Annotated in this window: 13 protein-coding genes; 6 read left to right on the top strand and 7 right to left on the bottom strand. The window is 73.6% G+C overall.

Translation table 11 applies throughout. The annotated features are described in order from the left end of the window. Positions 1-5: 5 nt before the first annotated feature. Positions 6-821: a phytanoyl-CoA dioxygenase family protein gene (locus tag BLV05_RS09215; RefSeq protein ID WP_046770240.1), complete on the bottom strand. Its 816-nt coding sequence runs from the start codon at positions 819-821 to the stop codon at positions 6-8. A gap of 160 nt (positions 822-981) precedes the next feature. Between BLV05_RS09215 and BLV05_RS09210 the strand changes: the two genes are divergently transcribed. After that, positions 982-1,818, top strand: coding sequence for an AraC family transcriptional regulator (locus BLV05_RS09210; RefSeq protein WP_052762703.1), 837 nt, complete (start codon positions 982-984; stop codon positions 1,816-1,818). Positions 1,819-1,936: 118 nt separating this feature from the next. Beyond that, positions 1,937-2,620, top strand: coding sequence for a helix-turn-helix domain-containing protein (locus BLV05_RS09205; protein WP_046770239.1), 684 nt, complete (start codon positions 1,937-1,939; stop codon positions 2,618-2,620). A gap of 53 nt (positions 2,621-2,673) precedes the next feature. Here the strand turns inward: BLV05_RS09205 and BLV05_RS09200 are convergent, their stop codons facing one another. Continuing rightward, the gene (locus BLV05_RS09200; RefSeq protein ID WP_046770238.1) at positions 2,674-3,072 is read right to left on the bottom strand and encodes a VOC family protein; all 399 of its coding nucleotides are present in this window, start codon (positions 3,070-3,072) and stop codon (positions 2,674-2,676) included. 180 nt (positions 3,073-3,252) lie between these two features. Between BLV05_RS09200 and BLV05_RS09195 the strand changes: the two genes are divergently transcribed. The 4 genes from BLV05_RS09195 to BLV05_RS09180 are packed head-to-tail and all read left to right on the top strand — an operon-like array spanning position 3,253 to position 5,890. Continuing rightward, a complete protein-coding gene (locus tag BLV05_RS09195) occupies positions 3,253-3,744 on the top strand; it encodes a DoxX family membrane protein (RefSeq protein WP_046770237.1) in 492 nt (163 codons plus the stop codon). 40 nt (positions 3,745-3,784) lie between these two features. Then, positions 3,785-4,147, top strand: coding sequence for an MmcQ/YjbR family DNA-binding protein (locus BLV05_RS09190; RefSeq protein ID WP_082155462.1), 363 nt, complete (start codon positions 3,785-3,787; stop codon positions 4,145-4,147). Between the two features lie 32 nt (positions 4,148-4,179). Further along, the gene (locus BLV05_RS09185; RefSeq protein ID WP_046770235.1) at positions 4,180-4,674 is read left to right on the top strand and encodes a cation:proton antiporter regulatory subunit; all 495 of its coding nucleotides are present in this window, start codon (positions 4,180-4,182) and stop codon (positions 4,672-4,674) included. A gap of 13 nt (positions 4,675-4,687) precedes the next feature. Further along, on the top strand, positions 4,688-5,890 hold the full coding sequence (locus BLV05_RS09180; RefSeq protein ID WP_046770234.1) for a cation:proton antiporter: 1,203 nt from the start codon (positions 4,688-4,690) through the stop codon (positions 5,888-5,890). Here BLV05_RS09180 and BLV05_RS09175 read toward each other — a convergent pair. The 5 genes from BLV05_RS09175 to BLV05_RS09155 all read right to left on the bottom strand — a co-directional run bounded on the left by BLV05_RS09175 (position 5,853) and on the right by BLV05_RS09155 (position 13,705). Next, positions 5,853-6,860, bottom strand: a complete 1,008-nt coding sequence (locus BLV05_RS09175) for a zinc-binding alcohol dehydrogenase family protein (protein WP_046770233.1) — start codon at positions 6,858-6,860, stop codon at positions 5,853-5,855. The two genes, BLV05_RS09180 and BLV05_RS09175, sit on opposite strands and share 38 nt — an antisense overlap. 7 nt (positions 6,861-6,867) lie before the next feature. Further along, positions 6,868-7,440, bottom strand: a complete 573-nt coding sequence (locus BLV05_RS09170; RefSeq protein ID WP_046770232.1) for a Uma2 family endonuclease — start codon at positions 7,438-7,440, stop codon at positions 6,868-6,870. Positions 7,441-7,584: 144 nt separating this feature from the next. Beyond that, positions 7,585-8,385 (bottom strand): endonuclease/exonuclease/phosphatase family protein, encoded by an 801-nt coding sequence (locus BLV05_RS09165; protein WP_197683596.1) that lies wholly within the window; start codon positions 8,383-8,385, stop codon positions 7,585-7,587. A gap of 135 nt (positions 8,386-8,520) precedes the next feature. Then, on the bottom strand, positions 8,521-12,465 hold the full coding sequence (locus tag BLV05_RS09160; RefSeq protein ID WP_152690871.1) for an AAA domain-containing protein: 3,945 nt from the start codon (positions 12,463-12,465) through the stop codon (positions 8,521-8,523). A 259-nt stretch (positions 12,466-12,724) separates the two neighbouring features. Continuing rightward, complete coding sequence (locus BLV05_RS09155; protein WP_046770229.1) at positions 12,725-13,705, bottom strand: winged helix-turn-helix transcriptional regulator; 981 nt, start codon at positions 13,703-13,705, stop codon at positions 12,725-12,727. Positions 13,706-13,710: the final 5 nt, after the last annotated feature.

The following is a 13,710-nucleotide window of genomic DNA, read 5'->3' as shown; positions in this document are numbered from 1 at the left end:
CCGCCTCAGCGCCGGTACAGCACCGGGTTCTGCGGGCTGGCCGCCACCTCGCCCGGCGCGATCCCCGGCAGCGTCGCCGCGAGGTTGCCCTCCTGGTGGTGGTTGACCGGCTCGGCCGCCAGCATGTCGGCGTCGATGTAGATGATCGTCATGACGCGGCGGGGGTCGGCGGCGACGTTGGGGCCGGCGTGGTGGAAGGTCCAGCCGAGGTGGAAGCTGGCGTCGCCCAGGGCGAACGGCTCGTTGTACACCGGCAGGTCCCGCTCGGCCAGCGCCACCTGCATCGCCGCCTCGGACTCGTCGCTGATCGGCAGGTCGCGGCCGTACTCGAAGCGGTGGCTGCCGACGGCGAACGACAGCGGACCCATCTCCAGCGGCGTCTCCTGCAGCGGCAGCCAGATCGTGCCGCACCGGTCGCTCGACAACGGCCAGTAGTACTGGTCGGCGTGCCACGGGGTGATGCCCCCGCCGGGCTCCTTGTACAGGGCCTGGTCGTGGTAGAGCCGCACGCCCTCGACGCCGAGGAGGTCGGCGGCCAGCCGGGCCAGCCGGCGCGAGAACACCAGCTCACGCACCTGGTCGCTGTGCTTCCACAGGTTGCCGACCTGCAGGAACGCCTTGTTGTACGTCGAGCGCTCCGCCATCGGCAGGTGCATGGTGTTCAGCTCGATCACCTGCTCGGTGATCTCCGGCTCGTACCGCCGAACGACGTCCGGGTCGAGCACGCCGGGCAGGTGGACGAAACCGTCCCGTTCGCACGCGGCGACCCGGTCCGGCGCGAGGTCGTAGGGGGTGTCGAGAGCGGCCGACGTGGTGGTCATGCGGTCCTCCAGGGAAGAACGGTCTCGGGGTGGGCACCCACGTCCATGCTGCTGGCCGGACCGCGGCGCACACCACGCCGCCGATGACCCATTCCGGTACTCTCGCGACCGATCCGAGCGGCCCGGCCGGCACCAGGCGCGCGCACCGTATCGTCGAGCCATGCGCCCGGCCCTGGAGCACGTCGGCACCACGGGCGGCCTGTCCTGGAAGCGGCACCTCTTCCGCAGCTCCGCGTTCGGGTTCAGCTGGCACTTCCACCCGGAGGTCGAGCTGACGCTGATCACCGCGGGCACCGGGACGCGGTACGCGGGCGACAGCATCGAGCCGTACGATCCCGGCCAGCTGACGCTGCTCGGCGCCGGCGTGCCGCACGCGTTCGTGTCCGCCGCACCCGGACGCCACGAGGCGGTCGTGATCCACTTCCGGCCCGACTTCCTCGGCCCGGGACTGTTCGACGTGCCGGAGTTCGGGGCGGTCGGCGGGTTGCTGGCCGCCGCCGGGCGAGGGCTGGAGCTGCCGGCCCCGGAACCGATGATCCGGCGGCTCGTCGAGCTCACCGGCCGGGGCGGCGCCGACGGCACGCTCGGCCTGCTGGACGTGCTGGTCCGGCTGGCCGACGGCGGGCCTGGGCGGGCGCTGGCCAGTCCGCACCACCGCTCGCCGGACCGGCCGAACAGCCGCCGCCGGATGGACGACGTGTTCGGGTTCCTGCACGCCCGGTATGCCGAGCCGATCGTCCTCGGCGACGTCGCCGAGGTCGCGCACCTGTCGCCGGCGGCCTTCAGCCGGTTCTTCCGCCGCGTCACCGGCCGCACGTTCACCGCGTACCTCACCGAACTGCGCGTCGGCGCCGCGTGCCGGCTGCTCGCCGAGAGCGACCGCGCGGTCGCGGACATCGCCGCGTCCTGCGGGTTCGGCAACCTGTCGAACTTCAACCGGCGCTTCCGCGAGCTCAAGGTGATGACGCCGCGCGAATACCGCGCCCGCTTCGGCTGACGCGGCGAGACCGGTCCGTACCGGGTGGACCCGGCGCCGCGCGAGGACGGCGCCCGTCTCGGCCGGGCGGACGTCCGGACGGCGGGAAGCTGTCGGTGCCGGGTGGCACAGTGGAGGTATGTACCGCGAGCGACCGTCCACCATCGCGCACGCGGTGGTCTGGTCGTCGACCGTGACGTCGGCCGAAGAGCACCGCGTGCTGCCCGACGGCTGCCTCGACCTGCTGTGGGCCCATGGACGACTGACGGTCGCCGGCCCCGACACCGTGGCGCACCTTGCGTCGTGGCGGCCGGGCACCCCGTTCGTCGGGCTCCGGCTCGCCGCCGGGGTCGGCCCGCGCGTCCTCGGCCTGCCCGCGCACGAGCTGCGCGACCAGCGGGTCCGGCTCGACACGCTGTGGCCGGGCGCCGAGGTCCGCCGGCTGAGCGAACGGCTGGCCGAGGCGCCCGACCCTGGCGCGCTGCTCGAAGCCATCGCCGAGCGCCGGCTCGGCGACGCGCCGCCGGCCGACCCCGTCGTCGAGCGGGTGGCGTCGCGGCTGGGCCAGGGCGCCGCGGTCGGCGCCGTCGCCCGCGAGGTGGGCCTGAGCGCGCGGCAACTGCACCGGCGCAGCCTCGACGCGTTCGGCTACGGGCCCAAGACGCTGGCCCGCATCCTGCGGCTGAACCGCGCGCTCGAGCTGGGCCGGTCCGGCACGCCGGCGGCCGACGCCGCGTACGCGGCCGGGTACGCCGATCAGGCGCACCTGTCGCGCGAGGCGCGCTCGCTGACCGGCGTCACGATCACGACCCTGGTTGCCTGACCCACGCCGACCGCGAGGTCACCGGCGTCCGATCGTCCCGCAAGGGAAGGAAACTAGGCTCCTGGCAGCGCGGCATAGAAGTCGACGCCGTTGCCGTCCGGGTCGTGCACGACGGCGTAGCGCTGGCCCCAGAAGGCGTCCCACGGAGCGAGGTGGCTCTTCGCGCCGGCCGCGATCATCCGCCCGTAGGCGGCGTCGACGCCGGCCGGGTCGGCGCACTCGAAGGCGAGGCTGCCGTGGCCGCCCGGCTCCGGTGTGAAGCCCGGGTCGAACGCGGCAATGCTCTCGTGCGTGTCGAGCAGCAGCTTCACCCCAGGCGCGAGCGGGATCTCGGCATGCGGGCCGGACTCCGCCCCGTCGGGCACGGCGAGGCCGAGGGCGCGGTAGAACTCCAGCGAGCGGCCCAGGTCGGCAACCGCGAATCCGATGGCGTTGAAACGTGGCTGTGTCATGCGGACTACGTTAAGGCGCAGGTCACACCGTCGTCTTGAAGGATTCGGACGCGGTGGCGACAGCCGGATGACCGCGGCGCGACCACGGTCCGGCCGCTGGATGACATTTCCGTGCCAGGCAATCCCCGGAGGCCGCCACGCCGTAAGTCACGGCAGTCTCCCTATGACGAAAGGACCGCGATGACCCCCGACACCCCGGCCCGCACCGTCCTCGCCCTGACCCGCATAGCCCTCGGCTGGATCTTCCTCTGGACGTTCCTCGACAAGGCGTTCGGCCTCGGCTTCTCCACCCCGTCCGAGCGCGCCTGGATCAACGGCGGCAGCCCCACCGCCGGCTACCTGAGCGGCGTCGACGGCCCGTTCGGCGGGCTGTTCCAGTCGCTGAGCGGCGCCGCCTGGGCGGACTGGCTGTTCATGATCGGCCAGCTCGGCCTCGGGCTGGCGCTGATCCTCGGCATCGGCCTGCGGGTCGCGGCGCTGACCGGTGTGCCGCTGTTGCTGCTCCTCTGGGCGTCGAGCCTGCCGCAGGAGAACAACCCGTTCATGGACGAGCACCTGATCTACGCGCTGCTGCTGGTCGGCCTCGCACTGGGCGGCGCCGGCGACCACCTGAGCCTGAGCGGTCTCTGGCGGCGGACCCCGATCGTCCGGCGCGCGCCGATCCTCGCCTGACCCCGGCGGCCGCTACCGTGGGCGCGTGGCGCACCCGCGGATGTACAGCGACGAAGACCCGTACCTGGCCGAGCTGCGCGCCGCCTGCCTGCGTTTCCCCGAGGCGGCCGAGGTCGAGGCGTGGGGCCGGCCGACGTTCCGGGCGGGGAAGAAGATGTTCGCCGTCTTCGAGGGCAACGACGCCCACCCGTTCGCGGTGATCTTCAAGCCCGACCCGGCGGACCGCCCGGCATTGCTGCAGGACCCGCGCTTCTACGTGCCCGCCTACTACGGCCCCAGCGGCTGGCTGGCCCTCGACTTCACCGCCTCCGACGTCGACTGGGCGGAGGTCGGCGAGCTGCTGGACGGCTCGTATCGGCAGGTCGCGCTGCAGCGGATGCTGAAGGCACTGGACGCCCGCTGAGCCGGCGCCGCACCGGAGGTAGTGTCGAAAGCGTGGCAGTGCGCATCGAGCAGGTCGACCTGCCGGGCATCGGGGTGCGGCACGACGTGCTGACGGGGTCCGGCCGCCGGGTCAGCGTCCTGACGCAACGTTCCGGCGAGCGCACGCTGGCCGTGTTCGACGTCGACGATCCCGACTCCTGCCGCGACCCGATCACGCTCACCGACGACGAGGCCGAGGCGCTGGCCGAGCTGCTCGGCGCGTCGGTCATGCTCGGCCAGCTCGCGGCGCTGCGCGACCACGCCGCCGGGCTCTACACCGAGCAGATCGCCGTCACCGCCGGGTCGCCGTTCGCGGGCCGCCGGCTCGGCGACACCCGGGCGCGCACCCGCACCGGCGCGTCCATCGTCGCGCTGCTCCGCGACGGCGGCGTCCTCCCGTCGCCCGGGCCGGAAGCGCCGCTGCGAGCCGGCGACCTGCTGGTCGCGGTCGGCACCCGCGAAGGCCTCGACACCCTGACGCGTCTCATCGCCGACGGCGCGCGCTGAGCGTCGCGGCCCGATGCCCGACACCACGACGCTGCTGATCGAGATCGGCGCGTTGCTGCTGGGCATGGGGCTGCTGGGCCGCCTGGCCGGTCGCGCCGGGGTGTCGCCGATCCCGCTGTACCTGCTGGCCGGGCTGGCGTTCGGGCACGGCGGGCTGCTGCCGCTGTCGGCCAGCGAGGAGTTCTTCGAGGTCGGCTCCGAGGTCGGCGTCATCCTGCTGCTGGTCATGCTGGGGCTGGAGTACTCTGCCGGCGAGCTGGTCGGCAGCATCCGCCGCTCCGCGTTGGCCGGGCTGTTCGACGCGCTGCTCAACGCGCTGCCCGGCGCGGCGTTCGCGCTGCTGCTCGGCTGGGGCCCGGTGGCCGCGGTCGCGCTGGCGGGGGTGACCTGGGTGTCGTCGTCGGGGGTCGTCGCGAAGGTGCTGCGCGACCTCGGCCGGCTGAACAACCGGGAGACCCCGGTGGTGCTGTCGATCCTGGTCATCGAGGACCTGGCGATGGCGTTCTACCTGCCGGTGCTGTCCGCGCTGGTCGTCGGCGCCGGGCTGGCCGAGGGCGCCCGGACGATGGCGATCGCGGTCGCCGCGGCGCTGGCGATCCTCTATCTGGCGCTGCGGCACGGCGGCGCGATCTCGATGCTGTTCTCGCCGCGGCAGCGCGAGGCGCTGCTGCTGGGCGTGCTCGGGCTGACCATGCTGGTCGCCGGGCTGGCCGAGCGGGTGAACGTGTCCGCCGCCGTCGGGGCGTTCCTGGTCGGCATCGCGATCTCCGGCCCGGTGGCCGAGCACGCGTCCGAACTGCTGACGCCGCTGCGGGACGTGTTCGCGGCGGTGTTCTTCATCTTCTTCGGGCTGACCACCGACCCAGCCGACATCGGCCCGGTGCTGCTGCCGGCGCTCGCGCTGGCGGTCGTCACGATGGCGACAAAGGTGCTCACCGGCTGGCTCGCGGCGCGGCGGGCCGGCATCGCGGAGCCGGGACGGTGGCGGGCCGGGCTGGCGCTGGTGCCGCGCGGCGAGTTCTCCGTCGTGATCGCCGGGCTGGCGGTGGGTGCCGGCGTCGAGCCGACGCTGGCGCCGCTGGTGACGACGTACGTGCTGCTGACGGTCGTGTGCGGGCCGCTGCTGGCGCGGCTGCCGGACACGCCGTGGTTCCGCGACGTCGTGCGGCGGCGGGTGCTCAACCGAGGTCGGGGACGAGTACCGCCGCGCCGGTGACGGCGTCGGCGGCGAGGTCGCTCAGGGCGCGGTCGGCGCGGCCCAGCGGATACGGCGTCGTGGTGACCCGCAGCCGGTGCTCGCCGGCGAAGCGGAGGAACGCCCGCGCGTCTTCGCGGGTGTTGGCGGTGACGCTGCGCAGCTGCCGCTCCTGGAACAGGTGCCGCTGGTAGTCCAGCGGCGGTACGTCGCTGAGATGGATGCCGGCGACGGCGAGCGTGCCCCCGCGGTCCAGCGCGGCCAGCGCCGGCGGCACGAGGTCGCCCACCGGCGCGAACAGGATCGCGGCGTCGAGCGACTCGGGCGGCGGGTCGGCGGCGGCACCGGCCGAGGCCGCGCCCAGCTCGAGCGCCAGCCGTTGCGCCGCCGGGCTGCGGGTGAGGACGTGCACCGTGGCGCCCTGCGCCAGCGCGACCTGGGCGGCGAGGTGGGCGCTGGCGCCGAACCCGTAGATCCCCAGCCTGCCGCCGGGCGGGAGCTCGGCGCGGAGCAGCGCACGGTAGCCGATGATGCCGGCGCACAGCAGCGGCGCCAGCTCGATGTCGTCGTAGCCGGACGGCAGCGGGAGCGCGTAGGCGGCCGGGACGGTCGCGTACTCGGCGTACCCGCCGTCGGCGTCCCAGCCGGTGTAGACCGAGGCCGGGCACAGGTTCTCGGCACCCCGGCGGCAGTACGCGCAGGTGCCGTCGGTGCCGCGCAGCCACGCGATGCCGACGCGGTCGCCCGGCGCGAACCCGGCGCCGTCGTCGCGCACCGTCACGACCTCGCCGACCACCTCGTGGCCGGGCACGACGTGCGGGCGGTGCGCCGGCAGGTCGCCCTCGGCGACGTGCAGGTCGGTGCGGCAGACGCCGCAGGCCAGGACCCGGACCAGCAGCTCCCCGGGGCCGGGACCGGGGATCGGCTCGTCGACGAGCGTCAGCGGCCGACTCTCCATCGGCCCGGGCGACGTCACCCGCCACGCGCGCATCGCGTCGTCAGTCGAACGTCAGCAACGCATCGACGTCGATGGTCACCGGGAACGGCCGCTCGAGCGTGATGACGCCCGAGCCGCGCGCGACCTCCTTGTAGGCACCGCCGACCAGCTCGTAGGCCACGAACCGGCTGTCGTCATCAGCCGCGGGGTCGATGATCCAGTATCCCGGAATGCCGGCGTACTGATAGTCGGCGACCTTCGCGATCCGGTCGGTGCGCCGCGATCCGGGCGAGACGACCTCGACGACCAGCCGCACGTCCACCGGGTCGATTCGCGGCACATCCAGGTGCGCCCGCGCCCGCGGGAACACGACGACGTCCGGGCCACGCTCCGTCGGCGGGAACTGCGCCTCGATGGTCACGCCGATGTGCTGAAGGGCGACCAGGCCGTCGGGTAGCTGCACGTCCAATCGGGTGGCAAGTCGATGCGCTACGAGCTGATGTCCGGCCGACGGGAACGCGTTCATGACGATCGTCCCGTCGACGAGCTCCCAGTACCGGTTGGTGTCGGTCTCCTCCAGTGCATCCCAGTCCTCGATGGTCAGGAGCTCGTTGGGCACCGTGACCGTCGTCATCGGAACCTCCTTTGCTCGATCGTGTTCTGACCTTCGAGTCATACCGTCACGATACGCAGTTCCGCATCTTCACGCACTTGCCCGAATCCGCCGGCGCGGTTGCCCGAACCGGCGGATCGGCGCCTCAGAAACTTGCCCTACTCCTCAACTTCCCAGGCCAACACGCGAACCGGGCAGCAGCACCTCGGCCTTCACCGGCAGGTGGTCGGATGCGTCCGTCGACACCACCGCGGCGGTGCGGGCGATGACGTCGCCGGACGTGAGGACGTAGTCGATGCGGGCGTTCGGGTCCTCGGCCGGATAGGTGTTGCCGTCGCCGACGCCGGCCGCCTCCCAGGTGTCGACGAGGTCGTCGACCAGTTCGCGGATCTCCGGCGACGACGGGACGGCATTGAGGTCGCCGAGCAGCACGACCGACTCGTCCGGCCGGCCCATCAGTTCCTCGATGGCCGCGACCTGCTCGAGCCGCTCGTTGGCGTCGTTGTGCTGCAGGTGCGTGTTGTAGACGGTGACCCAGACGCCACGCACGTTGATGCGGGCACGCAGCAGACCACGCTGCTCATGCCCTTCGTACTTGGGCAGGAAGGTGTTGTCCCACTCGCGGATCGGCCGCTCGCTGAGGATGGCGGTGCCGTACTGACGGCGCGGCTCCCCCGGCTGCGCCGGGTCGAGGTCGAGGTTGGCGCCGTAGACGACGTGCATGTCCAGCTCGTCGGCGAGCCATTCGGCCTGGTCGACGAAGTCGCTGCGATCGCCCCAGTGCCGGTCGACCTCCTGCAGTCCGACGACGTCGATGCCCTCGGTCTTGATGACGTCGGCGACCCGCTGCAGGTTCAGCAGGTTGTCGGTGCCGACGCCGTGGTGGATGTTGAAGCTCATGACGGTGAGCGGCCGGTCGCGGGGCGACGGATCGGCCGACGAAGCGGGCTGAGCGGTCCCGGCCATCAGGCCCAAGACTGCCAGAGCGGCGGGTACAGCGGTGCGGAGGATGCGCATGGTGGGGTCCCTTCGACGTCACGACGCACGTGACGTCGAGCTTTCCCACCGGGGATGACTTGTAGACAAACCTCCCGCAAACGGTCAGTCGAGCAGACCGCCGATCGGCTCGCCGGACCGCACCTGCCACGTCGGCACCCGCAGGACCCGCGTCACTGGCGGCAGCCCCGACTCGGGCACCAGCCCGGTCAGCAGCCGGCGCCGGCGCAGCAACAGCCGCAGGTGCCGGTCGGCGTCCTCGCCCGGCCAGCCGCGGTCCAGCAGCACGGCGGTGCTGCCCGACGGCTTCCGCACGAGCAGGTCGACCCGGTAGCCGTCGACGACGGCGTTGGGCTCGACCTCGGTGTGCCCGGCCGCCGCGAGCCGCGTGCAGAGCAGCTCGACCAGCGGGTCGGTGAAGACGGCGGACTCCAGCGGCGCCGGCGGGTTGGGCCGGACGTGGAAGGAGCGGACGGCGGACATGCGGGCCAGCAGCGCCGGCAGCCCCGCCTGCCGCGTCCAGAACCCGTGCTGCCCGACGGTGACGACGTGCGCCCGGGTGCGCCCGAGCGCGCCGCTCCACAGTGCCGTCTGGCCCTGCGCCCAGCGGACCGTCTGCTCCGGCATCTCCTCGCCGGCCACCAGCGACAGCACGACGGCGTCGCAGTCGACCTGGTCGCCGTCGGCCACGCAGGCCACCGGCACCGGCTCGAACCGGAACAGCGACCGCAGCTCCTCGGCCTGGGCCCGGAAGGGGGTGGCGACGGCGATCGTGGCATCCTCGGGGAGCTGTTCGCGCAGTTCCTTGACCGCCCACACGACGCGGTCGATCTCGGCCTGGTTGCGCCACGACCCGCCGTTGGCGCCGCGTTCGGGCGTGCCGGTGACGTCCTCCCAGAGCAGCAGCGTCGCGTCGCCGGTCTCGGCGTCGTGGGCCCGCGGCAGCGCGCCGACGTCGGTGACGACCGTCAGCCTGCCCTCGTAGAAGTGCTCGTCGACGATGCGGGCGATGCCGGGGTGCGCGCCGTCGTGCTCGTCGAGCAGCAGCGGCTCCTCGACGTTGGGCAGCGCGGCGTCGAAGACGGAGTCGCCGCGGAAGGACAGCCGCCGCTCGGACAGGAAGCCGGCGCTGAGCCCGGCGCCGCGGCGGGCGCGGCGCAGCCGGTGGTCGCTGAGGGCGGGCGCGCGCAGCCCCTGCCGCGGGTCGCCGACGACCAGCGCGCGGCGGGCACGGAACAGCAGCGGCAGCGCGGCGGACACCGGGCAGTGGTGCGCGTCGTCGATGACGACGAGGTCGAACATGCCGGGCTCGAGGGCCAGCTGTCCGGCGTCGTGCGGCGTGACCGCCCAGCCGCCGAGGTGGCTGAGCAACTCGCGGTGGCTGCTCTGCCGATTCCGCCCGCCCGGCTCCAGCGCGATGCGGCGCGCCTCGAGGCGTTCGATCGCGGTGCCGGCCTGCTCGGCGACGGCGACGGTGAGCAGCTCGGCGGACAGTTCGGCCACCCGGCCGGACAGCTCGCGGCCCTCGAGGTCGAGGGCGTCGTCGCTGATGGCGAGCACCTCGCGGCGGTCCTCGCGCAGCCCTTCCTCGGCCCGCGCGAACAGCAGCAGCGAGTCGTAGGCGACGGGGTCGAGCAGCGGCTCGCGGGCGACATCGGAGTCGGCGCCGGCGTCGGCGATGGCGCGCACGAACGCGAGCACCAGGTTGCGCCGGCGCAGCCCGCCCATCAGGTGTGTCTCCGTGAGCGTCCGCGCCCGCTCGATCCAGTCGCTCAGGCCGGTGTCGTCGCCGCGCCAGGCGGCGGCCAGCACCTCGACCGGCGCGCCCAGCCGCTCGGCCGCGGCGGCCCGGGCGGCGGTGGTCTTGCGCAGCAGCGTCTCGAGGTCGTTCCGCTCGGCCAGCCGGACGCGCCAGGCCTGGACCTGTGCCTGGACGGAAGCCAGCTCGGCGGCGACGGTGCCGCGGGTGCGGCCGCGCGACTCGCCCCGCGCCGAGCGGAGCAGCTCGCGGATGACCTGCTTCTCCTCGGCCCGGCTCTGCGCGTCGCCGGTCTTGATCAGCAGGCCGGTGGTGAGCGTGCCGCACCGGTCGGCCAGCCGCTGCAGTGCGGCGTCGTCGGCGGAGGCGACCAGCACCTTCTGGCCGGCGGCGACCGCGGTGGCGACGACGTCGACGATGAGCTCGTCCTTGCCGGTCCCAGGCGGCGCCGTGACGACGGTGAGCGGCCGCGACATGGCCGCCGTCAGCGCCGTCCGCTGGCTCTCGTTCAGCTCCGCGGGCAGCACCGGCGCCGCAGTGCTGCGCGTCGTCGTCCGCAGCCCGACCGGCTTGCCCAGGAACTCCAGGGCGGTGCCGGCCACGTCGGTCAGCCGCTCGCCCAGCTCGGCCAGCTCCGCGGCGACGGCCTGCTGGGCGGCCCGGCCGGACTCGACGTACAGCACGCAGGCGGTGTTGTGGACGCCGGTGCGGTTGGCGGTCTTCTGGTCGACGGCGCCCAGCGCCGCGGGGTCCAGCCGGCCGAGCTCGTCGAGTCCGAGCCGCTTCAGCAGCTGCCGGATCGCCACCAGCAACTGGTCGCGGTCGCCCGGCTTCCAGCTCTGCCGCCAGGTCGCCAGCACGCTGGCCGCCTCCTGGTCGTCGAGGCAGGCCTGCAGGATGCCGGCGTGCGGCAGTACCGGCCCGACGGGGCGCAGCACGGCCGCGCCGCGGGCGTCGACGGTGACCTCGGCGCGGCGGACCAGCAGCGGCGCGACGGTGGACGGTGCCAGCGCATCGCCGGAGTTCCGGCGGCCGGCGCCGGCCAGCGTGACGACCGGGTACCCGTACCAGACGTCGCGCTCCTTCCAGTCGAACGTGTCGACGCCGACGGGCGCACGGGTGGTCGCCTCGGCGCCGCTGAGCAGCAGCTCGGCGCCGTCGGCCAGCGGGAACCAGTCGACGGACTCCGCGCCGCGCACCGGCAGCGCCTCCGGCGACGGGGCCTCGGCCAGGCAGGCGCGGTAGTAGGCGATGACCTCGCGCCAGCCCGGGTCGGCCACTTGGTCGCCGTGGTCGCCGCCCGCCGAGCCGGCGCCGCCGGCCGCGTCCGCGCCGCCCGCAGGCGGGACGGCAACGATGCTGCCCCCCGCGGAGGTGCCGCGGACGTCGCGCCCGGCGTCGCCGTCGAGCAGGCTGAGCGCCCGCACGGCCGACCGCGCGATGACGTGGTTGCCGGTGACGGCGAGCGTCGACGTGGCCGGCAGCTGTTCGGCGGGCACGCCCTGCGCGCTGAACTTGGTGATCAGGTAGGTGGCGAGGTCGTCGGCGGTGACCCACGGCCCCAGGCCGTCCTTCACCCGGCCGGTGCGCAGCCCCTCGACGATCTCGCCGGTGAACCGGGACGTGCCCAGCTGCGGCACCGGCTCGGCCATGGCCGCCGCGGGCTGCGGGGCCGGCGAGGCGGAGATGACGTAGACGCCGGCCGGCTCCAGCATGACCTGGCGGCGCTGGACGGCGAACCGGTCCGTCTCGGGGCCGGGCAGGCAGGCGTCGAGCAGCACGACCTTGCTGGCCGCCCGGCACTCCTGCAGCTGGTCGCGCAGGAAGTCGGCCGGGACGGCGGTGCGCTCGAGGTCGGCGGGGTCGGTGTCGGCGGCGGCGAGATAGAGCCGTCCGTCGGTGCCCGACACCTGCGCGTACCCGGTGAGGTAGACCAGCACGGTGTCGGCCAGCGCGCGCTCCTCGAGGAACGTCTCGACCGCCCGCATGATCTCGCCGCGGCTGCCGTCGGCGACCACCTGGCACGTGTCGACCATGCCCACGTCGGCACGCTCCAGGACCTGCCGCAGCTGCCGCAGCCCGGCCGCGGCCACCGGCAGCAGCGGGTAGCCGCCGTGGTCGTGCACGGCGGTGCCGACGAGCAGCGCGGCGCGGTCGCCGGCCGGCAGCCGGCGGCGGTCCGGGACCGCCGGAGTGGCGGCGGACTCCGTGGCGGACGGGAATCGCAGCGACGCCTCCGGAGTGAGCCGCGGCGGCGCCGGAAGCGTCACCGTGGCGGGGCGGACGGCCACGAATCGGTCCCGGACAGGCTCGGTCCGCACATGCATAGACGGCTCGTTCATCAGGCTCCCTCGCGTGTGGCCTGCCGGTGGTGAACGCCCCGTTCACCTGCGGTTCTCTCGCAGACTAGGTACGCATCGCGACGTATGTCGGATCTTGGAGCAATATGGTCCGAACACCCGATGGAGTACTCGGACGAGAGGATCGTGGTGATCTAGAAAACATTCCCGTATAACCCGCGAGCGCATTCGATCATGGGAATTCGCGGTGTCATACGGAATCCGGACCGGCCAGTCCTCGCACCACCGCCAGCACGCCGGCCTGGAACCGGGTCCGCGCGCCGAGCGTCTCCATGAGGGTCGCCAGCTGCCGGCTCAGGGTCCGCGAGCTGACGCCCAGCTGGCGGGCGATCGCCTGGTCGCCGAGCCCGGCCACCAGCAACGGCAGCAGCGCCGATACGGCCGGGTCCACCTCTCCGGCAGTCTGCGGCTGCGCCGCCTCGAACCCGGTGATCGGCAGCGCGAGGTCCCAGAGCACCTCGAACAGCGACACCAACGCGTCGACCAGCGTCGAGGCGTGCACGACGAGGGCCTGCTCGGCGCTGCGCTCGAAGCTCAGCGGCAGGATCGCGACCGAGGCGTCGGCGATCGCCATCTTCAGCGGCACCACCGGCGAGGTGCGGGCCTCCTCGCCGGCGTCGACCAGCCGGCGCAGCTCGTCGAGGCGGCCGCGTCGCTCCAGTCCCTCCGGCGCGTAGATGCCGCGGCAGCGCACACCGCGGGCGAGCAGGTCGTACTCGCTGTCGTTCGGCTGGTCCAGGGCCTGCGCGTACGGCGGGCGGTCGAGCACAAGCAGCTCATGGGCGACGGTCTGCTCCATCTGCATGAACCGGTGCGCGACGGCCTGACGCCCACGCACGATCTCGATCAGGTCGCCGGACTCCTGCACGTGCTCCACCGTCATCTCCTGCAGCAGGCCATGCGCGGCCTCACGGGCGAGCGCGAGCTCCCGCTGCCGCTGCGCCACGAGGACGTCGACGGCGACGTCCGGCCGCGCGGGCACGAACCGCACCGGTGCCCCGGCCAGCCGGGTGACCAGCCCGAGCTGTTCGAGCCGGCGCACCGACCGGCGGACCGTGGAGGTCGCGTGCCCGCCGGCGTCGGCGAGGTCCTCCAACGTGCTGCGGGGAAACCGCAGCAGCGTCCGATACAGCTCTTCGTCCTGCGCCGTCACTCCGAGGGCCTGCAGCATGGCGA

Source organism: Jiangella alkaliphila (assembly GCF_900105925.1).
Lineage (GTDB): Bacteria > Actinomycetota > Actinomycetes > Jiangellales > Jiangellaceae > Jiangella > Jiangella alkaliphila.
This window is presented reverse-complemented; position numbering and strand designations above follow the sequence as displayed.